The organism is Saccharothrix sp. S26, assembly GCF_021390395.1.
GTDB lineage: Bacteria > Actinomycetota > Actinomycetes > Mycobacteriales > Pseudonocardiaceae > Actinosynnema.
In genome coordinates this window covers 18626-38667 of record NZ_JAJUWT010000039.1, presented here as the reverse complement: position 1 = coordinate 38667, position 20042 = coordinate 18626, and the positions used below count along the sequence as shown (strand labels likewise).

Here is a 20042-nt window from a genome sequence, read left to right as displayed (position 1 = left end):
CGAACGGGTGCACGCACCGGCCGGCGCGGGGTAGGTCGCCGTGACGGTGGGGCTGGCGGCGTCCACCGCGGTCACGCCTCCGCACTGCGCCAAGAACAGCCGGCCCCGGTCCTTGCCACCGGGCGCGAGAGGTGGTCAGACCGCGGTCTTCTTGCGCAGCGCGTGGGCGAGCAGTGCCAGCACGGAGAAGACCAGCATCGTCGCCACCCCTGGGTACAGCTCGCCGAGCCGCGTGGCCGGCACGATCACCGCGGTGACGACCGCCAGGCCGAACGCCCCACCGATCTGCAACGAGCTGTTGAGCAGGCCCGCCGCCAGGCCTTGGTCCTCGTCCCGGATGCCCGCGGTGCCGGCGACCATCAGCGACGCGAGGGCGAGCGCGAAGCCGAGGCCCCAGATCAGCGCCACCGGCACCAGCACGCCCCACAGGTCCGGCTCCGGGCCGATGCGCAGGAACAGCAGGTAGCAGGGAATGAACGAGATGAGGCCGACGAGCGCGACCCGGCCCACCCCGAACCTGTCGATGAGCCCGCCGAGCCTGGGTCCGATGAGCAGCGTCAGCGCCGCGCCGGGCAGGATCACCAACGACATCTGCCACGGTTCCCAGCCGTTCATGTTCTGCAGGTACAGCGCGAGCACGAACTGGAACCCGAGCGCACCGCCGTACAGCAGGAACATGCTCACGTTGGCCAGCACCAGGTCGCGGTTGCGCAGGACGTCCAACCGGATCAACGGATCGCGCACCTTCCGCTCGATCACCACGAACGCGGCGAGCAGCAGCGCGGCCACGGCGAACCCGCCGATCGTGCGCGCCGTCGCCCAGCCCACCTCGGCCGCCTCGACCACGGTGAAGACCAGCAACAGCATGCCCAGCAACAACGTCAGGGCACCGCCGACGTCCAAGCGGACCTTCCCGGTGCGCGCCGGGTCTCGCGGGACGAAGCGCACCGCGCCCACCACGAGCAGCAGGGCGACCGCGGCGGGCAGGACGAACGTGGCACGCCAGTCCAGCGCGGCGAGGAACCCGCCGATCAGCAGGCCCGAGGAGTAGCCGGACGCCTCGAAGACGTTGAAGATGCCGAACGCCTTGTTCCGCTGCGGGCCTTCCGGGAACGTCGTGGTGAGCAGCGACATCGCGGCGGGCGCGGTGAAGCCCGCGGCCACGCCCTTGACGAAGCGCGTCAGGATGATCAGCAGCGGGTCGCCGGCGAACGCGCCGATCATCGACACCACGGCGAACACCGCCAGGCCGACCACGAAGACCCGCCTGCGGCCGAACAGGTCGGCGCACCGCCCACCGAGCAGCAGGAACGCGCCGAACGCGAGGATGTACGCGCCGGGCACCCACTGCGCGGTCGCCGCGGTGACCCCGAACGCCCGCTGGATCTCCGGGATGGCGACGGCGATCATCGAGTTCTCCAGCCCGTCCAGCGTGATCGCACCGCTGAAGATGGCCAGCAGGATCCATTGCCGGGCGTTCCACCGCACCCGTCCGGTCACTGGAGCCGCCACGTCGTCGCCCCTCTCTGTCACACGCTTGCTACCGGCGTCCGTGGTAGTCGCGGACGCGGGTTGTTGCACACGACGCATACTGGCGGATGCAACTACTAAGCCGCAAGGAGGGCGCGATCGGAGTCGCGAGAGCGGACTGGCCAAGAAGGGCCGGGCGGCGACGGGCTCGCACTCGGAGGAGCCCGGTATGATGGCCGCAGCACTCTACCGGCCTGTGCAATATTTGCACACGCCGTGCATCGGCTGCGGCGCCGAGGCTGCCGCGTGAGTCGCGACGGGCGGCAAGGAGGGATGTCACCGTGGACGACGACGCCGTCGAGACCAGGGCGCAGGGGTGGCGGACCCTGGCCGCGCTGCACGCGCGCATCGAAGACGTGCTTGAGCGCGCGCTCCAACAGGGCCACGACCTGTCGGTGAGCGAGTACAGCCTGCTGGACGTGCTGTCCCGGCAGGCATCACCACGTCAACTGCTGCGGATGAACCAGGTCGCCAAGGCCGTGGTGCTGAGCCAGTCGGCCACCACCCGGCTGGTGACCCGGCTGGAGCGGCGCGGCCTGCTCCAGCGGTCCCTGTGCGAGGACGACCGCCGGGGCATCTACACCGAAGTCACCGAAGCCGGCCGTGCCGCCCTGGAGCGCGCGCGCTCGACGCACGACGAGGCGCTCGCGCACGCGTTGGCGGAAGCGGCCGAGCTGCCCGAGCTGGCCCCGCTGGTCGACGCGCTGGCCGCCCTGCCCCACGCGACGGCGTCCCGCTGAACGGTTGCCCGTCGTTGCCGGATCGTGCCGTCGTCCCCGTCACTTTGACCGGCGTGGGGCGGGTCCGGCATCCTGGTGGCAGAGGGGAGTACCCACTCTGCCCGTGATCGTCATTACGGCCGCTCCGCAGCGACCCGGTCACGGCGCCACCGCCGGTCGGTGGTCGGGGAGACCTCTGGTTCGGATGAGAGCCGGAGGAGCACGCCATGCGCGTCACGACCCGCCTAGCCACCGCCGTCGCCACGATCGCCGCCGTCACCGCCTTGACCGCCTGCGGCGGTTTGCAGGAAGCCTCCGACGCGGCCGCCGCGGTCGCCGACACCGCTTCCACCGTGCAGGTGTGCACGGAGGCGTTGTCGCAGGCCACGGCCGTCTTCGACCCCGGCAGCCCCGAACAGGCCGTCGACCAGGCGCACTCCGCCGCCGACCGCCTGAACGACCTGGCCGCGAACGCCGCCGACACCACGATCAACGAAGCGATCACCGCGCTGGCCGACACGATGCGCGCCGTGACGCTGGAAGACCTCGTCCTCCAGCCCGCCGCGTGGCTGGACGACAAGGCCCGCCGGGTCGCCGACCTCACCGCCGCCTGCACGCCGTGACCACGCGGGAGCACCCGGGCGGGTTCAGGCGTTGTCCCCGGTGATGACTGGACGACTTCGCTTTCGGGTGTTGGGTGACTCGCTGGCCGCCGGGGTGGGCTGCGCGCGGGTCGAGGAGACGGTGGGCGAGCGGTTGGCCGCGGTGCTGCGCGCGGAGGGCCACCGCGTCGACCTCGGCGTGCACGCGGTGTCCGGAGCCCGGTCCGCCGGGCTGGAACCGCAGGTGCGGGCGGCCGTGCGGACGGGGGTGGACGTCGCCTTGATCGTGATCGGGGCGAACGACCTGACGTCGTTCACGCCGCCCGCCGTGGGCGCGGGGTTGCTGCACGACGCCGTGGCCGGGTTGCGGCGCGCGGGCGGGCAGGTGGTGGTGGCCACGGCACCGGACCTCGGCGTGGTCTCGCACGTGCCGCCCGCGTACCGGGCGTTCGTGTCGGAAGCCAGCGGGCTGTACGCCCGTGCGCAGGCCGACGCGGTGGTCCGCGCGGGCGGCGCGGTGGCGGCGGTCGGGCCCGAGCTGTCCGGCCGGTTCGCGGGCGACCCGACGTTGTTCTCCGCGGACCGCTTCCACCCCTCGGGCGCGGGTTACGCGCTCATCGCCGACGCGTTGACGCCGTTCGTGCTGGCGGCGGCGGCTCGTTGGGCGGCGTGAACGCCCCACTGGTTGAAGCGGGTCGGGCGGACGTGAGAGCGGGTCCGTGCTCGGGGACGACGCGCGAGCACGGTGTGAGGTTGCCTCGACTTCGGCTCAACGTTTCGCCGGGGTGATGGCGTTGTCAAGGTGTGGACAGAGCACAGAGCGGGTTGGTCGCGTTGTGCGTCGGTGCGATGGCGGCGATGGTCGTCACCGGGTTGACCGAGGGAGAGGGCCCCTCGCCGCAGGCGGGCGCGAAGGTGGTCAGCGTGGCGGCCACGGTCGCCACGCTGACCACCGCGCCGGAACCGACGCCGGAGCCGGAGCCGGTGAGCCTGGACGGCGTGGCACCGTCGGTGCGGCGCGGCGTCCTCGTGCACGACCTGGGGTCGGGCGCGGAGCTGTTCGCCGAACGCCCCGACGAGCCGTTCCCGACGGCGTCGGTGGTGAAGCTGCTCATCGCCCTCGACGTGCTCGACCGGGGCGTCGCGTCGGTCCGTGACGTCACCCGGATGCTCGCGGCCAGCAGCGATCCCGTCGCCAACCGCCTGTGGCGGCCCGCGATCCCGCGGCGCTGGGCGGCCGAGATCGGGCTGACTGGCCTGGTGCCGCCGGACGACCCGAACCAGTGGGGCGGCACCAGGATGACCGCTCGGGACGTGGTCGCCGTCTACCGGTACGTCCTGGCCTCACCGCACGCGGACGTGATCGTGCCCGCGCTGGAGGCCGCCACGCCGTCCGGTGAGGACGGTGTCGACCAGACCTTCGGCATCCCCGACGCGGCAGCCGACCGCCGGTGGGCCGTGAAGCAGGGCTGGGCGTGCTGCTACGACGGCCTGCGGGTGCTCAACACCACCGGCGTGGTCGACGGCCGCTACGTCGTCGCCGTGCTGACCGGGCACGACCGCTCCACCGGCCACCCCCGGGCCGCGGCGTCGGTGACCGAGCTGGTCGCCGCGCTCACCCCGCTGTTCGTGGCGTCTTGAGCGTGGTCACGGCCACGGCGGTGAGCCACGGCAACGCCAGCAGGAGGCTGCCGAGCAGGTCGGTGGGGTAGTGGACGCCCGAGTAGAGCCGTTGCGCGGCGACCGCCACGGGCACCGCGAGGGCGATCACCGCCACCGGCACGCGCCACCACTTCCGGGTGCCGCGCAGGACGAGCACGGCCACCGCCGAGGCCAGCACCAACGAGGCGGCGACGTGACCGGACGGGAAGCTCGACGTGGGCGGCAGGTCGTCGGGCAGCTTGGCCGCCGGCCGGGCGCGGTCGACCACCGCGGTGGTGATCAGGAACAGCGTGACCTCGCCCAGCATCCCGAGCGTGACCAGCAGGACCGGTCGCCAGGACCGCGTGACGGCCAGCGCCAGCACGCAGACGACCACCGCGGCCCCGATCACCGGCCACGTGCCGGTGTAGTCCTGCACCCGGTCCATCACGGCGTCCCAAGCCGGGACGCGGCGCTCGGCGATCCACTCGACCACCGCGCGGTCCCAGGCCGGCGGCACGTCGGGTCCGGCCGCGGTCAGCAACGAACCCAGCGCGAACAACGCGCCCAGCAACAGCCCCCAGACCACCAGCAGGCGCGCGGCCAGGAACCGGAAGTCGTCGGGCACGTGGACCCGACGTCCGGCCAGGGGCCGCAGGTCGTCCGCCGCTTCGGGCGCGAGGCCCCGGGACAGCGGCGCTTCGGCCAGCCCTTCGTCCCGCCGCCACCGCCGGAACACCTCGGTGGTCAACGCCAACCACAGCACGCCGAGCAGCAGGCCGCCGAGCACGTCGGTGGCGTAGTGCACGCCGAGGGCGACCCGCGTGAAGCCGACGACCAGCACGATCGCGACCACCAGCGCGGTCACCGCGCGCCGGGCCCGCCGCACCGAGGCGAACACCAGCAGCAGCACGCCGTAGGTGACGGTCGCGCCCAGCGTGTGGCCGCTGGGGAAGCTCCAGCCCGCCGCCCGCGCCACCTCGACGTCGACCAGCGGCCGCAACCGCTCGACCAGCTCCTTCACCACCACGCCCAGCAACCCGCCGCCGGCCGCGGTCACGACCACGTGCGCCGCCACCCACGGCCGCCGGCGCAGCAGCAGCCACGCCACGGCCAGGGCCGTAATACCGGTGAGCGTCGCCGTGTCACCGAGCCGCGTGAGGCCGCTCAACGCCGTGCCGACGACCTCCGACCTGTCGGCCCACCGCGTGAGGCCGTCCGAGATCGCCCGGTCGACCTCGCGGACCGGGGCCCATCCCACCCACACCAGCGCCATGAGCACCGCGAACGCGACCCCGGCGGCGCAAGCGGCCACCAGCGACACCGCGCTGCGCACCGCGAACCGCTCGACGACCACCGCCTGTCGCGCATCTCGTGTCGCAATCACCAAGGAGGTGTGCCCCAATCGATCAGCGGACAACCCTCCCGGCCCGGTGCACCCAAGGCCTGGAGCTGCCGGCGACGGCCGGCACGGCCCGGTGCCGGCTTCGTCGAGTCCTCTGTGGTCGGTCGGACCCGCACGCCCGCGCACTGGGCCGATCGGTCGCGCCCGAGTGCCACCCCCTGGGCCCGGCTAGCCTGGGTCGGCCGTGAGCGGGGGTGGGCGTGGAGCGGGTGTCGGTCGAAGGGGCGTTGGTCCGGGTCTGGCGTGGTGAGGCGGTGGTCGGCGCCGGTTTCCTGGCCGGGCCCCGGCACGTGGCCACGGCGGCGCACGTGGTCGCCGACGCGGTGGGCGCGGTCGACGGTGAGCGGCCGGACGGGCTGGTCGAGGTCGACTTCCCGTTGGTGGAGCCGGGACGGCGGGTGTCGGGCCGGGTGGTGGCCTGGGTGCCGGTGGACGACGACCTGCGCGGGGACATCGCCGGGCTGGAGCTGGTCGAAGAGCCGCCGGGCGGCGCGTTCCCGCTGGTCCTGGCCCGGTGGGGCGGCGGCACGCCGGACCAGTTGGTGATGGTGGGCTTCCCCCGCCGGTTGGAGATGGGCAGCTGGGTCTACGGCCGCCGGGGCGGTCCGGTGGCCACCGGGTGGGTGGAGATCCACAGCGAGCCGGGGCGCGAGGCAGCGCTGGAGCCGGGGTTCTCCGGCACGCCGGTGTGGGGGCCGGAGCTGGACGCGGCGGTCGGCATGGTGGTCCGGCGGATCACCGGCGCGCCGCCCAAGATGGGGTACCTGATCACCGTGGACGCGGTGCTGGCCGCGTGGCCGGAGCTGGCCGAGGTGATCGAGCGCGAACCACCGTTCCGGGCCCTGCGGCCGTTCGGCGAGCAGGACGCCGAGCTGTTCTTCGGCCGCGAGGAGCAGGCCGCGCAACTGGCGAAGCTGGCGCGCACCGCCCCGGTGGTGTGCGTGGTGGGGCCGTCCGGGGTGGGCAAGTCGTCCTTGCTGCACGCGGGCGTGCTGCCACGGCTGCGGTCGGACGTGGCGGTGGCCGTGGTGCGGCCCTCCGACGCGAGCACGCCCCTGCGGGCGCTCGCCGCGGCGCTGGACCGGCTCCTCTCACCGGACGGCACGTCGGCCGAACGGGTGGACCGGCTGGTGACGCGGCTGGCCGGCGGCGGGATCGCGGACGTGGTCGCCGACGTGCTGCAGCGGTGCGACCGGGACCGGCTCGTGGTCGCCGTCGACCAGTTCGAGGAGGTCTTCGGGTACCCGGCGCCCGACCAGACCACGTTCACCGACGTCCTGCGGGCCGCGCTGCGGCCGTCGGCGCGGTGGGCCGTGCTGCTCACCCTGCGGGACGCGTTCCTCGGCACGGTTCTGCGCACCCCGGCGACGGTGGAGCTGGCCGCGGGCTGGCTGCCGGTGACGGTCGGCGAGCTGACCGCCTCCCAGCTGCGCCGGGCGATCACCGCGCCGCCGGCCCGGATCGGCACCGTCACCTACGAGCCGGGCCTGGTCGACCGGCTGGTGGAGGACGTGCAGCACGCCGCAGGCCCGTTGCCGCTGTTGCAGTTCACCCTGACCGAGCTGTGGGCGCGTCGCCGCCGCGGGCTGTTGCGGCACGAGTCCTACGACGAGCTGGGCGGTGTGCGCGGCGCGCTGGCCGGTTACGCCGACGACGTGTGGAACGCTCTGGACCCGGCGTCGCGCCGGGTCGCCACGCGGCTGCTGGTCCAGCTGGTCCGCCCGCTGCCGGAAGGCGACCTGGCGGTCCGCCGCACGGCCCGCCGCGACGAGCTGGACGAAGAGCAGTGGGCGGTCGCCCAACGGCTCGCGAGCACCCGCCTGCTCGTCCTGCGCGTCGCACCGGAACCGGGCGTCGAGCTGGCGCACGAGTCCTTGCTGACCCAGTGGGCGCACCTGCGTGACGCGGCCGCGGCGCACCGCGAGTTCCGCGCGTGGCAGGAAACGCTGCGGGAACGGATGCGGCGGTGGTCGGACGAGGGCTCCGCGCCTCGCCGCCTGCTGTCCGGCCCGGACCTGCGCGACGCCAACCGCTGGGCGCGCGAGCACCACGCGGACCTCGCCCCGGCCGAGCGCGCCTACCTGGCGGCGGGCAACCGACGCCGACGACGACGGGCCGTACGCACGGTGATCGTCCTGGTGGTGGCGCTGGTGGCGACCGTGCTCACCTACCGCACGGTGGACCAGCGGCGGGCGGCGATCGCGGCGGGCGACCTGGCGGCGAAGTCCACCAGGCTGCGGGCCCACGACAGCTACGGCAGCCTGCAACTGGCGTTGCGCGCCTACCGGACCGACCCGGAGGTCGAGTTCACCCAGCCGCCCGATTGGGGCGTCACGGGGGTGGACCGGCTGCTGCCGGACTACACCGCGGTCGGCGAGGACACCTCGGCCCCGACGTCGTCCGACCAGCCGCCGCCACCGCAGCCGGTCGACGCCACGTCGATGTCGAAGAAGGTCAGCGCGGACGGGCGCCGCATCGCGACCACGAACTCCGCCCGCCAGGTCGTGGTGTGGCAGGTGGAGGGCGATCGGGTCACGCCGACGTCCCTGGGCGAGCTGTTCGGCGGCCTCGACACCGCGTCGAACGTCACGATCAGCCGCAGCGGCCGGTACGTCGCCTTCCGGCAGGCCGTCATGCCGGACCTGCGCAACGCCTCGGTGCACGGACCGGTCGACCACGAGGGGTTGCCCAGCATCGACCCGGGCCGCTACCGCACGTGCGCCCTGCGCAGCATCGCGGAGTCCGTGTCCTGCCTGGTGGTCTACGACCTGGCCGAACGGCGCGTGACGGTCGCCGTGCCGCTCGGCAACGCCGCCTTCCCGGTGGCGGACCTGAGCATCGACCCGGACGACGAAGTGGTGGCCGCCGTGCTGCCGAAGAGCTTCGACCCCGGCCCGCGCGGGCCGGCCGCCGCCGAGAACGACCTGGCGTTGTGGGACCTGCGGACCGGGCAGCCGCGGGAGGTGCGGCGATTGCCGTGGCACAGCCTGGTCGCGGACCTGTGGCTGGGGCCCGGCGGGCGGGACGGGGTGCTGCGGGAGATCGTGGTGGACGGGCCGGACGCGGTGGCGATGCGGATCGTGCTGTCCGCCGCCGACTTCGGCCCGGCGCCGAGCAGGCAGGAGGTCACCGGGCACACCGAGTCGGTGGCCGTGAGCCTGGACTGGCGCGCCTTCGCCGCCAAGGTGTCCACTTCGGACGATGGCCGGGAGGTCGTCGTGTGGGACGCCCGCACCCGTGCCGTCACCACCCGCACCGGCGTGCTGTCCCCGGAGGAAGCGGGCGGCGAGGTCGGGCTCGACGGCCTCGGCTCCACCTTGCTGCTCGCCTGGTCCGACGAGTTCGACCGGTCGACCACCGACGTCCGGGAGCTGTCCGGCAAGCGCCGGGACCACCTGGTCACGTGGGCGTTGCCGACCGGGGAGCGGCTCGAGCGCGAGTCCCGCCACGTCGGTTGGCCGACGCTGGTCCCGTTGGGCGACTTGGGTACCGGGCCGCTGGCGTTGATCAGGAGCAGCACGGTCGGGCTGGTGCTGCCGCGACCGGACCGGCCGCCGTTGCGCCGGGTGACCGAGGAGCCGGTGGAGCCGGTGTGGGACACCGGCGAGATCATGGACCGGCTGTGCGGGTTGCTGGCCGACCCGAACACCGACAGAGCGGTCCAGCGACTGGTGCCGCCCGACGCCCACCAGGGGGACGTGTGCCCGAGTTGATCAGCTTCACCCTGCCCGACGACGACGCCGTGCTGGTCGAGGTGGAGTCCGACGGGCCGGAGATCTCGCCGGTCTCGCGCGGCGGCGACGTAATCCGGTCCGCCGCGACCTCGCTGGACGACGCGCTGCGGCACGTCCGCAAGGCCGCGTCCACCGCGTTGGCGAACTTCCGCGAGATGGACGTGCGGCCCGACGAGGTGCAGGTCGAGTTCGGCGTGAAGCTCACCGCGCAGGCCGGCGCGGTGATCGCGAAGACCGGGGTGGAGGGCCACCTGAAGATCAAGCTGACGTGGACGCGGGACCTCGCGCCCGAGCGGGAGGAGGAGGTGTCGTCGGCCCCGACCGACGAGCAGTGACACCGGTGCTGTCGTGAAACGACAACTACCGATTGACTTTCGATAGGTAACGCGCGAGACTCGATGCATGGTCACAACGCATCGAGCGGTAGCCGCGCTCCGGGTGTTCCTCGTGTTGATGTTCGGCGTCCTGGTCCTGTTCCAGGTCATGTCCTTGCCGGGGCAGTTCCGGCACATGGCCGAGGAGTCGCCGGACCAGGCGCACCTGAGGTGGCCGCTGACCGCGATCACGGTGTTCTGGGTGCTGTGCGTGCAGGTGGTGATCGTGTCCATCTGGAAGCTGCTGACCCTGGTCAAGAAGGACCGCATCTTCAGCGAGGCGTCCCTGAGGTGGGTCGACCTGATCGTGTGGGCCATCGCCGCCGGCTGGGTGGTGTTCCAGGGCGTGTTCCTCTGGGTGGGCTTCAACGCCGACGACCCCGGTGTGCCGCTGGTGATGTTCCTGATGTCGATCGGCCTCACGGTGGTGGGGCTGCTGATGGTGGTGATGCGCGCGTTGCTGCGCCAGGCCACCACGCTGCGCACCGACATGGAATCGGTGATCTGATGCCGATCATCGTGCGCATCGACGTCGAGCTGGCCAAGCGCAAGATGAGCGTCGGCGAGTTCGCCGAACGGGTCGGGCTCACGCCGTCGAACGTGGCGGTGCTGAAGAACGGCCGGGCCAAGGCGGTGCGGTTCAGCACCCTGGAGGCCATGTGCCGGGTGCTGGAGTGCCAGCCCGGCGACCTGCTCGAATGGGTGGACGACGACGCGGTCGTGACGCAGACCGGTGACGAGGTCGGCCGGTGATCGAGGTGCGCGGCCTGACCAGGCGTTACGGTGACGTGCTCGCCGTGGACGACCTCAGCTTCACCGTCGAGCCCGGCAAGGTCACCGGGTTCCTCGGGCCCAACGGCGCGGGCAAGTCCACCACCATGCGGGTGGTGCTCGGCCTCGACCGGCCCACGTCCGGCACGGCACTGGTGAACGGGCGGCCGTACTCGACGTTCGCCGAACCGCTGCGCGAGGTCGGCGCGCTGCTCGACCCCGGCTCGGCCCACCCCGGCCGCACCGGGCGCGCTCACCTGCGCGTGGCCGCCCGGTCCAACGGCATCCCGCTGCGCCGGGTGGAGGAGGTGATCGAGCGCGTCGGGCTCGGCCGCGCGGCACGTCGGCGGATCAAGGGCTACTCGCTGGGGATGCGCCAACGCCTCGGCATCGCGACGGCGCTGATCGGCGACCCCGCCGTGCTGATGTTCGACGAGCCGATCAACGGGCTCGACCTCGACGGCGTCCGGTGGATCCGCGGCCTGCTGCGCCGGCTCGCCGAGGAGGGCCGCACCGTGCTGATCTCCAGCCACCTGCTCGGCGAGATGGAGCAGATCGCCGACCGGCTGGTCGTCATCGGCCGCGGCCGGCTCATCGCGGACGCCACGACGGAGCAGATCCTGAGCGGCCTGGGGCACGTGCAGGTGCGCGTCCGCAGCCCGCGACCGGACGCCCTGCTCGGCCGGCTGCGGGAGCGGGGGTTCGAGGTCGAGCGCGTCGACGACCGCGAGCTGCGGGTCGACGGCAGCACGGCCGAGGAGGTCGGCGGGCTCGCCCACGCCCTCGACGTGCCGCTGCACCACCTCTCCGAGGTGCGCCAGTCGCTCGAGGACGCCTACCTGGAACTGACCAACGGCAGCGTCGAGTACGAGGGCCGCGAGCGCGTGCTCGTGGCGGAGGAGGCCCGATGACGGTCCGGGAGGTGTCGGTCGGACGGGTGTTCGCCCGCGCGTGCGCCGCCGAGTGGACGCGGCTGTGGACGGTGAAGGCGACGTGGTGGTTCCTCGCCGCGGGTGCCGCGACGATGGTCGGCATCGCCACCATCGCGGGCTTGGAGGCCGCGTCGTCCCCCGACCCGACGCCGGGGAAGTCGGCCTGGGCGGCGGCGGCCGTGACCGCGTTGCCGGGCCAGTTCGCGCTTTTGGCGCTCGCGCTGACCGCCGTGACGTCGGACTACGCGACCGGCGGGATCGTGCCCAGCCTGCAGTGGACACCCCGGCGCGGGGTGTTCTTCCTGTCCCGCGCGGTGGTGGCGGTGGTCGTGGCCACGGTGCTCGGCGTGCTGCTGTCGTCGGCGGCCACGGTCGCGTCGTTCGTGACGGCGCAACCGTTGCTGAGCCTGGCCGGGGGCTTGGACGTGCTGCCCGACGTCGCGCTCGTCTTCGCCGCCGGCTCGGCGATCGCGCTGGGCCTGGGCTTCGTCCTGCGCAACACCGCGGGCACGCTGGTCTCGGTGTTCCTGCTGATGCTCGTCCTGCCGCTGGTGCTGCCGAACTTCGGCAACGAGTGGCTGACCTGGCTGGCCCAGCGCCTGCCGGGCTCCGGCGCGGCGTTCCTGCTGGTCGGCCAGGTGCCGGGGATGACGTGGACCTCCTCGGTGGTGACCCTGCTCTGCTGGGCCGCCGGCTGCCTGCTGCTGGGCCGGCTGCGCCTGTCCCACGACGACGCCAACCGCTGAGGGGCGGCGTGACACCGGCCGGCGGAGGCGTGGACGTCGGTCGTCTCGGTCCGCCGCGACGTCACCCGAGAGGGGCACGTCGACCTCAGCCGGCGCGGAATCCGGCTTGCCGCCGCGCTCATCGGTGAGTCGTGGGTCGTTCCGGGTGGGTGAACGCGGGCTTGTGCTCGTACCGGACCCGGACCGGGTTCGCCCCCGTCGCCCGCTGTGCGTGGTTCCCCCTGTTCACCCGGCTCCGCGCCTCGGACGTCCGGAACACCGGCGTGCGCCCACCCTGCACAGTCGGTCGCGGGCGGCATCCCGTTACCGGTGCGCGAACTCGCCCGGAACAGTCACCCGGCGCTGTTACGATTCGCCGCCCCACCCGGACGTCGTCATCGGAAAGGTGACATCTGCATGCACAGCAACAAGCCCAAGGCCGACTTACTGCGCCGGCTCCACACCGACGGGGTGCTGGTGCTCCCCAACGCGTGGGACGCGGGCAGCGCCGCGCTGATCGCCCGTGCGGGCGCGAAGGCGGTCGCCACCACCAGCGGCGGGGTGTCGTGGGCGCTCGGGCGTCCCGACGGGCAGAGCCTGTCGCGCGAGGAGATGGTCGAGCAGGTGCGCCTGATCGCCGCCGCCGTCGACGTGCCGGTCACCGCCGACGTCGAGGGCGGCTACGGCCACGCGCCCGAGGACGTCGCGGCCACCGTCGAGGCCGTGATCGCCGCGGGCGCGGTCGGCGTGAACATCGAGGACTCCAAGGGGTTCGGCGTGCCGCTGTTCACCCCCGAGGAGCAGGCCGCGCGGCTGCGCGCGGCCCGGGAGGCGGCGCAGCGGGCCGGCCTGCCGGAGCTGGTGGTCAACATCCGCACCGACGTGTTCCTGTTCGGCATCGGCGAGCCCGAGGGCAGGCTGGACGACGTGCTGGCGCGGGCGGCGGTCTACGCCGAGGCGGGCGCGGACGTGCTGTTCGTGCCCGGCCTGGTCGACCTGGACGTGCTGAAGACGCTGGTCGAGGGCTCGCCGCTGCCGGTCAACGTGATGGCGGGCCCCGGCGCGCCGACCGTGGCCGAGTTCGAGTCCGTCGGCGTGCGGCGGGTCAGCCTCGGCACGGCGGTCACCCAGGCCGCGTACTCCGTCGCGCACCGCGCCACCGAGGAGGCCCTGACCAAGGGCACCTACACCGAGCTCGACGGCGCGCTCGACTTCGGCGCGGTCAACGGCGTGTTCACGCGCTGACCGCGATTGATCGCCAGCTCAGATCAACCCTGTCGGACAACGCGCGACTCGGGTGGACTGGGCCCGTCGGGACGCCGCCACGGCGTCCCGGCGGACGAGCGTCAATTCCGACGGCGACGGACGGGGAATCGCAGTGACCACGAAGGAAGCGGGTGCACCGGGCGGCGTCTTCGCGAGCGTCCGCGCCACGCCCAGGCCGGTCCGCTACCTGCTCGGTGGCGTGTTGATCAACCAGTTGGGCGCGTTCGCGCAGACGTTCCTGGTGCTGTACCTGACGATGCGCGAGTTCTCCATCGGCCAGGCCGGTCTCGCGCTCACCTGCTACAGCGCGGGCGCGGTGCTCGGCACCCTGCTCGGCGGCGAGCTGACCCACCGGCTCGGGCCGCGCGGCACGATCGTCGCCGCCATGACGGCGTCGGCGGCGGTGCTGGCGGTCATGCCGACGCTGGCCACGCCCGGCCGGTTCGGCGTGCTGCTGGTCGCCATCGGCGCGGCGGGCCTGGCCACCCAGTGCTACCGGCCCGCGGCGGCCGTGCTGCTCAGCGAGCTGATGCCGGCCGAGCACCGGGTGATGGCGTTCTCCATGATGCGCATCGCGCTCAACGGCGGCGCGGCCCTGGCCCCGCTCATCGCGGCCGGCCTCATCCTGCTCGACTGGGACCTGCTGTTCTACTTCGACGCGGTGTCGGCGCTGGCCTACGCGGTGGTGGCGCGGCTGACGCTGCCCGCCACGGACGCGCCGCGCGACGACGAGGACGAGGCCGAGTCGGGCGAGCAGAAGCGGTCGGCGTACGCGGTGATGCTGCGCGACGGCCGGTACCTGGCGTTCCTCGCCTCGGTGCTGCTGGGCACCCTCATCTACGTGCAGTACGTGGTCGCGCTGCCGCTGAAGATCACCAGCGAGGGCCACCCGGCCGCGCTCTACAGCATCGTGCTGACCACGGCGTCGATCATCCTGGTCGTGTCCGAGCTCAAGATCACCTCGTACGTGAAGAACTGGGTGCCGTGGGCGGCGGGCGCCGTCGGCACGGTGGTGATGGGCCTGGGCGCGGCCGGCTACGGGCTCGGCTCGCACGCGATCGTGATCGTGGTCAGCACGGCGGTGTTCGTGCTCGGCGTGATGATCAGCGGCCCGACGATGTTCGCGCACCCGGCCAAGTTCCCCGCTTCGGTGCGCGGCCGGTACGTCGGCACCCACCAGGCCACGTTCGGCCTCGGCTCGGCGCTCGGGCCCACGCTCGGCGTGCTGGCCTGGGGCGCGTTCGGCAACGGCGTGTGGCTGCTGTGCGGCGTGCTCGGCCTCGTCGGGGGCTGGTTCGCCATGATCGGCATGCGGGAGGGCCGCAACTCGGTGTGACGGCCCCGCACGACCCCACGACCGGCCCGGTAGGCGAACGCCTGCCGGGCCGGCCGTCGTTCGGGTGTCCAGACCCATTCCCGACATTTTCCGGGTCGCCGATAATACGAGCGCGACGCGCCGCGCACGTGTCGCGACGTTGGGTGACAAATTCCTCCGGGGCAGAACGTTACGGTCCCTCGCTTTGTTGTCATATTCAAACCCTATGGTCCTCCGATCGGCGGTAGCGGGAAGTCGACCCCTTATTCATGCTTGGCGCGCACATGGAGAGAAAGGGATCCGCTGGGGATGGGTAGACCGGAAAAACCTGTCGACGCCTCGTCCGGAGCGGTCGCGACCTTCGCGAGCGAATTGAGACGACTGCGCGCTCGGGCGGGCAACCCCACGTACCGGGACATGGGTCGAGCGGCCCTGTACTCCTCGTCGGTGCTGTCCAGCGCGGCCAGCGGCCACCGGATGCCGACGTTGCAGGTGACGCTCGCGTTCGTGGCCGCGTGCGGTGGGGACCGCGAGCAGTGGAGACGGCGGTGGCTCGAGGTCTCCAGCGGGCTGGACCCCGAGGCCGCCGGCACGTCGAGCCGCCCGGAACCCGCGGTCGCGCGATCGGGCGTCCCGCGCCCGGCGCAGCTGCCGATGAGACCGCGCGGCTTCGTCGGCCGCGCCGAGGAACTGCGAACGCTGGCCACCGATCCCGCCACGCCCGTGGTGATCTGCGGGCCGGCGGGCGTCGGCAAGACCGAGCTGGCGCTGCACCACGCCCACCACCTGGCCGCCGCCGCGACGGACGGCCAGCTCTACGTCGACCTGGGGCCGTTGGAACCGGGGGAGCGGGGCGCGCGGACCGTGCTGGACGGGTTCCTGCGCGCGCTCGGCGTGCCCGGCGAGCACCTGCCGGACACGCTCGACCAGCAAGCGGGGCTGTACCGGTCGTTGGTCGTCGAACGCGGGCTGGTCGTGCTGCTGGACAACGTCCGCGACGAGCGGCAGGTCCGTCCGCTGCTGGTGGAGAGCCCGCACAGCCGCACGATCATCGTCGGCCGCACGCCGCTGCTGGGCTTACGCGACGTGCGCAGGCTGCGCCTGGCCGTACCGCCGAGGGTGGAGGCCATCGCGATGCTGGCCGGCGCCGTGCCGGACCCCGTCGCGGCCGAGCCCGCGGACTGCGACCGGCTGGCCCGGTTGTGCGGCGACCTGCCGCAGGCCCTCGACATCGCCGCGCGCAAGCTGGCGGCCAGGCCGGACGAACCGGTGAGCCGGGTGCTGGCCCGGCTGGCCGAGCCGGGCGCGCTGCTGGACTGGCTGCGCGTCGGCGACCTGTCGGTGCGGGAGTCCTACCAGTCCACCTACCTGGGTCTGGGCGACGCGGCCAAGGCCCTGCTGCACCACGTGGCGCACCAGCCCGTCGACGAGCCGGTGCTGCTCGGCGCGTTCGCCGACGACGAGCCGGTGTACGAGCTGGCCGACGCGGGCCTGCTGCGCCGCGCCGGGAGACCGGGTGCGTACCGGCTCGACCCGCTGGCCCGCGCCTTCGCGCTCGACCTGCGCCCGACCGGGCACGCGGTGCGCCGCCCGGCGCGCCAGGAATTGATTGTCACGGCCGGCCGGCACTACCGATCAACTGTCCCGTCGGCTTGACTGTAGTCGTGCCGGAAGCTCGTCGGAAATATTCCGGGAGTTCGCGGGAATCGCTTTCCCGCGAACCGGGACAATCACTCTTCCCCACTGGGAACTGACGAACCACCGAATCAGGCCGAACCTCGCGCGGGTGCCGGCGGCACTGCCGCGCGGAGTTTTCGGCCGAACACGACGATCGGGGTGGGATGTGACAGACCAAGAGGTGGACGTGCTGGCGATCGGCGCCGGCCCGGCGAACCTTGCCCTCGCGGCGGCCATCGAGGAGTCCGGGGTGCTCGGGCTCGCCGAGAACACGCTGCTGCTCGAACAGCACCCGGACATCAAGTGGCAGCGCAACCTGCTGCTGCCGTGGGCGCGCAGCCAGGTCTCGTTCCTCAAGGACCTGGTGACCCTGCGCAACCCGCGCAGCCGGTTCTCCTTCCTGAACTTCCTGCACACCACGGGTCGGTTGGACGAGTTCGTCAACCTGAGCACGTTCAACCCGTACCGGTGGGAACTGTCGGAGTACATGCAGTGGGTGGCGAACTCGCTGGAGCACGTGGGCGTGCGCTACGGCGCTCGCGGCGAGCGCATCGACCCGTGGCGCGGCGACGACGGCTCCATCCGCGGCTGGGTGGTGACGCTGGCCGACGGTGACACGGTGCGCTCGCGCGACCTGGTCGTCGGCATCGGCCGCGACCCGCGCGTGCCGGAGGTGTTCGGCGAGCTGCCCGCCGACCGGGTCATCCACAGCACGCAGTACTGCACGCGGGTCGCGCAGCTCGACCCCGACAAGCCGCTGCGCGCGGTGGTGATCGGCGGCGCGCAGAGCGCGGCCGAGATGTTCATGGCGCTGCACCACGACCTGCCCAAGTGCGAGCCGACGATCGTGCTGCGCTCGATCGGCTTCCAGAACTACCAGACCAGCAAGTTCGTCAACGAGCTGTTCTTCCCGTCGTTCGTGGACGAGTTCTACGACTGCACGCCGGAAGTGCGGTCCCAGATCCTCGACGAGGTGCACCTGACCAACTACGCGGGTCTCGCGCCGCCGTTCCTGGACGAGACGTACTCGATGCTCTACCAGCAGAAGATGCTGGGCAAGCAGCGCTCGACCGTCCGCTCCATGACGGAGGTCGTGCGGGCCAGGGTCGAGCACGACGAGGTGGTCCTGGACGTGCGCGACCGCAAGAGCGGCAAGGTCGAGCCGCTGCACTGCGACGTCGTGCTGCTGGGCACCGGCTACGAGCCGAGGATGCCGAAGCTGGTGCGCGACCTGGTGGAGCGCACGGGCGTGCAGGACATCGCGGTCAGCCGGCGCTACCGGGTCGACCTGGGCGAGTCCGCGTGGGGCGCGCTGTACCTGCAGGGCGTCAACGAGGAGACGCACGGCATCGCCGACTCGCTGATCAGCGTGCTCGCGCACCGGTCCGGCGACATCGTCGGCGACCTGCTCGACCGGCGCGCGGTGGAGGTGGCGGGGGCATGATCGAGATCCGCAGGCTCGACCGGGACAACCTGACCCGCGCCTACGGCCTGGACTCCGAGCGGCTGCTGCCGTGGGACGCGCTCAACGCGCCGTTCGAGGGCGCGTGGTGCGTGGTGCGGCCCGGTGACGTGTCCACCGCGCACTCCCACCACGAGTACGAGATCTTCATCGCGATGAAGGGCCGCGCCACGCTGGTCGTCGAGGACGAGCGGCGCGAGCTGGTGGAGGGCGACATCGCGCACCTGGTCCCGGGCTCGACCCACCAGGTGCTCAACGAGCACGACGCCGACTTCGAGTACTACGCGATCTGGTGGGACACCGACATGTCCGCGGCCTTCGTGGCCCGCCATGACGAGGCCAAGCGGTGACCGGCCGCGTGGTGGTGGTGTCGCCCGCGCCCACGGCCAACGGCGACCTGCACCTGGGCCACCTGGCCGGCCCGTTCCTCGCCGCCGACGTGCACACCCGCTACGCCCGCGCGACCGGCCGCGACGCGGTGTTCGGCACGGGCGCGCAGGACACCCCCACCTACGTCGTGACGACCGCGCACCGGCTCGGCCTCGGGCCGCGCGAGCTGGCCGAGCGGTCGGCCGCCGACATCGAGGCGACCCTCGCGGCGGTGGGCGTCGAGGTCGACGGGTTCACCGGCTTCGACACCCGGTTCACCAAGTGGGTCGAGGGCTTCATGGAGCAGTTGCACGCCACCGGGCGCCTGCGACTGCGCACGGTGAAGCTGCCGCACCTGTCGCGCACCGGCGAGTTCCTGGTGGACGGCTACGTGCGCGGCGGGTGCCCGTTGTGCCTGGCCGACGGCTGCGCCGGGCTGTGCGAGAGCTGCGGCCACCCGGTCGCGCCGGGCGACCTGGTGAACCCACGGGCCACCCTGAGCCCCGACGAGCCGGTCGAGCTGCGCGAGGCCGACGTCCTCGTGCTGCCGCTGGAGGAGTTCCGGCCGCGGCTGCGCGAGCACTTCGCCCGGCACGCCGACTCGATGCGCCCGCACATGGCGCAGCTGGTCGAGGAGCTGCTGTCGCGGCCGCTGCCCGACTTCCCGATCACGCACCCGGTCTCGTGGGGCATCCCGGCCCCGTTCGCCGAGACGCCGGGCCAGGTGATCAACCCGAACGCCGAGACGCAGGCGTGGAGCATGCACTGCGCCGCGCTGGCGGCCGAGCGCCGGGGCGTGTCGCTGGGCGCGGAGGACGAGCTGTGGAGGGCGGGCGCGGGCTCCGAGGTGGTGTACTTCCTCGGGTTCGACAACACGTTCCCGTTCGCCATCGCGGGCCTGGCCATGCTGATGGCGCACGGCGACCGCTACGAGCTGCCGCACCGGTTCGTCACCAACGAGTTCTACGAGCTGGAGAACGAGAAGTTCTCCACCAGCCGGGGGCACGTGGTGCAGGGCCGGGACCTGGCCGGGCGGGTGCCGCGCGACCTGGCCCGCTTCCACCTGGCCACCACCAGCCCGGAGCACCAGCGCACCAACTTCACCTGGGACGGGCTGGCGACGATCACCCGGACCCGGTTGGTGGAGCCGTGGAACGCGGTGGCGGAGCGGGCCGAGCGCTGGGTGGGCCGGGGCCCGCTGCCGGTGTCGGACCGGTCCCGGTCGGTCGCGGCACGGGTGGTGGCGCGCTTCGCGGCGACCTACGAGCTGCGCCACTTCAGCCTCAGCCGCGCGGCGGAGCTGGTGGCCGAGCAGCTGGGCCGGCTGTCGCGCTGGGAGGTGGCGGAGGCCGACGCGGGTGACTTCTGGCACGAGCTGGACGTGTTCCTGCGCTGTGCCGCGCCGATCCTGGTGGACCTCGCGGCCGCGGCGCTGCCGGACCCGGCCATCCCGGCGGTGCCCGCGGCGACCGAGGTGACGCCCCGCGTGCTGCCGAGGTTGTCGGTCGGGGCGGTGTGAG

The 20042-nt window shown here is 72.9% G+C and carries 18 protein-coding genes; 16 read left to right on the top strand and 2 right to left on the bottom strand.

Annotation, left to right across the window (positions count from 1 at the left end):
• Positions 1-135 precede the first annotated feature (135 nt).
• Positions 136-1512: an MFS transporter gene (locus LZG04_RS40635; protein ID WP_233827291.1), complete on the bottom strand. Its 1377-nt coding sequence runs from the start codon at positions 1510-1512 to the stop codon at positions 136-138.
• 299 nt (positions 1513-1811) lie between these two features.
• Here LZG04_RS40635 and LZG04_RS40630 point away from each other — a divergent pair, with 299 nt between their 5' ends.
• The 4 genes from LZG04_RS40630 to LZG04_RS40615 all read left to right on the top strand — a co-directional run bounded on the left by LZG04_RS40630 (position 1812) and on the right by LZG04_RS40615 (position 4492).
• Positions 1812-2270, top strand: coding sequence for a MarR family winged helix-turn-helix transcriptional regulator (locus LZG04_RS40630; protein WP_233827290.1), 459 nt, complete (start codon positions 1812-1814; stop codon positions 2268-2270).
• Between the two features lie 206 nt (positions 2271-2476).
• Positions 2477-2872, top strand: coding sequence for a bacteriophage spanin2 family protein (locus LZG04_RS40625; protein WP_233827289.1), 396 nt, complete (start codon positions 2477-2479; stop codon positions 2870-2872).
• 67 nt (positions 2873-2939) lie between these two features.
• Positions 2940-3524: an SGNH/GDSL hydrolase family protein gene (locus tag LZG04_RS40620; RefSeq protein WP_233827288.1), complete on the top strand. Its 585-nt coding sequence runs from the start codon at positions 2940-2942 to the stop codon at positions 3522-3524.
• Positions 3525-3655: 131 nt separating this feature from the next.
• Positions 3656-4492 carry a serine hydrolase gene (locus LZG04_RS40615; RefSeq protein WP_233827287.1) on the top strand — a complete coding sequence of 279 codons (837 nt, stop codon included), beginning with the start codon at positions 3656-3658 and terminating at the stop codon, positions 4490-4492.
• Here the strand turns inward: LZG04_RS40615 and LZG04_RS40610 are convergent.
• Entirely contained in the window at positions 4467-5879 is a 1413-nt protein-coding gene (locus LZG04_RS40610) for a phosphatase PAP2 family protein (protein ID WP_233827286.1), read from the bottom strand. The genes LZG04_RS40615 and LZG04_RS40610 overlap by 26 nt on opposite strands.
• A 218-nt stretch (positions 5880-6097) precedes the next feature.
• Between LZG04_RS40610 and LZG04_RS40605 the strand changes: the two genes are divergently transcribed.
• From LZG04_RS40605 to LZG04_RS40550, 12 genes are all read left to right on the top strand, one after another.
• Positions 6098-9610, top strand: a complete 3513-nt coding sequence (locus LZG04_RS40605; RefSeq protein WP_233827285.1) for an AAA family ATPase — start codon at positions 6098-6100, stop codon at positions 9608-9610.
• Complete coding sequence (locus tag LZG04_RS40600; RefSeq protein WP_233827284.1) at positions 9598-9966, top strand: CU044_2847 family protein; 369 nt, start codon at positions 9598-9600, stop codon at positions 9964-9966. The genes LZG04_RS40605 and LZG04_RS40600 overlap by 13 nt, the downstream gene beginning before the upstream one ends.
• Before the next feature lie 67 nt (positions 9967-10033).
• A complete protein-coding gene (locus LZG04_RS40595) occupies positions 10034-10513 on the top strand; it encodes a DUF2975 domain-containing protein (protein WP_233827283.1) in 480 nt (159 codons plus the stop codon).
• Positions 10513-10758: a helix-turn-helix transcriptional regulator gene (locus LZG04_RS40590; RefSeq protein WP_233827282.1), complete on the top strand. Its 246-nt coding sequence runs from the start codon at positions 10513-10515 to the stop codon at positions 10756-10758. Before LZG04_RS40595 ends, LZG04_RS40590 begins: the two co-directional genes overlap by 1 nt.
• Positions 10755-11687: an ABC transporter ATP-binding protein gene (locus tag LZG04_RS40585; RefSeq protein ID WP_233827281.1), complete on the top strand. Its 933-nt coding sequence runs from the start codon at positions 10755-10757 to the stop codon at positions 11685-11687. Before LZG04_RS40590 ends, LZG04_RS40585 begins: the two co-directional genes overlap by 4 nt.
• On the top strand, positions 11684-12454 hold the full coding sequence (locus LZG04_RS40580; RefSeq protein WP_233827280.1) for a hypothetical protein: 771 nt from the start codon (positions 11684-11686) through the stop codon (positions 12452-12454). The genes LZG04_RS40585 and LZG04_RS40580 overlap by 4 nt, the downstream gene beginning before the upstream one ends.
• Before the next feature lie 396 nt (positions 12455-12850).
• Positions 12851-13678: an isocitrate lyase/phosphoenolpyruvate mutase family protein gene (locus tag LZG04_RS40575; RefSeq protein WP_233827279.1), complete on the top strand. Its 828-nt coding sequence runs from the start codon at positions 12851-12853 to the stop codon at positions 13676-13678.
• A gap of 133 nt (positions 13679-13811) precedes the next feature.
• On the top strand, positions 13812-15035 hold the full coding sequence (locus LZG04_RS40570) for an MFS transporter (RefSeq protein WP_233827278.1): 1224 nt from the start codon (positions 13812-13814) through the stop codon (positions 15033-15035).
• 396 nt (positions 15036-15431) lie between these two features.
• Positions 15432-16670, top strand: a complete 1239-nt coding sequence (locus LZG04_RS40565) for an ATP-binding protein (protein WP_233827277.1) — start codon at positions 15432-15434, stop codon at positions 16668-16670.
• Between the two features lie 187 nt (positions 16671-16857).
• Positions 16858-18135: a lysine N(6)-hydroxylase/L-ornithine N(5)-oxygenase family protein gene (locus LZG04_RS40560; protein WP_233827276.1), complete on the top strand. Its 1278-nt coding sequence runs from the start codon at positions 16858-16860 to the stop codon at positions 18133-18135.
• Complete coding sequence (locus LZG04_RS40555) at positions 18132-18503, top strand: cupin domain-containing protein (protein ID WP_267939039.1); 372 nt, start codon at positions 18132-18134, stop codon at positions 18501-18503. Before LZG04_RS40560 ends, LZG04_RS40555 begins: the two co-directional genes overlap by 4 nt.
• On the top strand, positions 18500-20041 hold the full coding sequence (locus LZG04_RS40550) for a class I tRNA ligase family protein (protein WP_233827275.1): 1542 nt from the start codon (positions 18500-18502) through the stop codon (positions 20039-20041). Before LZG04_RS40555 ends, LZG04_RS40550 begins: the two co-directional genes overlap by 4 nt.
• Position 20042 lies beyond the last annotated feature (1 nt).

What these genes read in the sequence shown, in the direction of transcription:
- LZG04_RS40595 (WP_233827283.1), top strand. Translation starts at nt 10,034, where the DNA reads ATGGTCACAACGCATCGAGCGGTAGCCGCGCTCCGGGTGTTCCTCGTG.
- LZG04_RS40580 (WP_233827280.1), top strand. Translation starts at nt 11,684, where the DNA reads ATGACGGTCCGGGAGGTGTCGGTCGGACGGGTGTTCGCCCGCGCGTGC.
- LZG04_RS40625 (WP_233827289.1), top strand. Translation starts at nt 2,477, where the DNA reads ATGCGCGTCACGACCCGCCTAGCCACCGCCGTCGCCACGATCGCCGCC.
- LZG04_RS40565 (WP_233827277.1), top strand. Translation starts at nt 15,432, where the DNA reads ATGGGTCGAGCGGCCCTGTACTCCTCGTCGGTGCTGTCCAGCGCGGCC.
- LZG04_RS40590 (WP_233827282.1), top strand. Translation starts at nt 10,513, where the DNA reads ATGCCGATCATCGTGCGCATCGACGTCGAGCTGGCCAAGCGCAAGATG.
- LZG04_RS40575 (WP_233827279.1), top strand. Translation starts at nt 12,851, where the DNA reads ATGCACAGCAACAAGCCCAAGGCCGACTTACTGCGCCGGCTCCACACC.
- LZG04_RS40555 (WP_267939039.1), top strand. Translation starts at nt 18,132, where the DNA reads ATGATCGAGATCCGCAGGCTCGACCGGGACAACCTGACCCGCGCCTAC.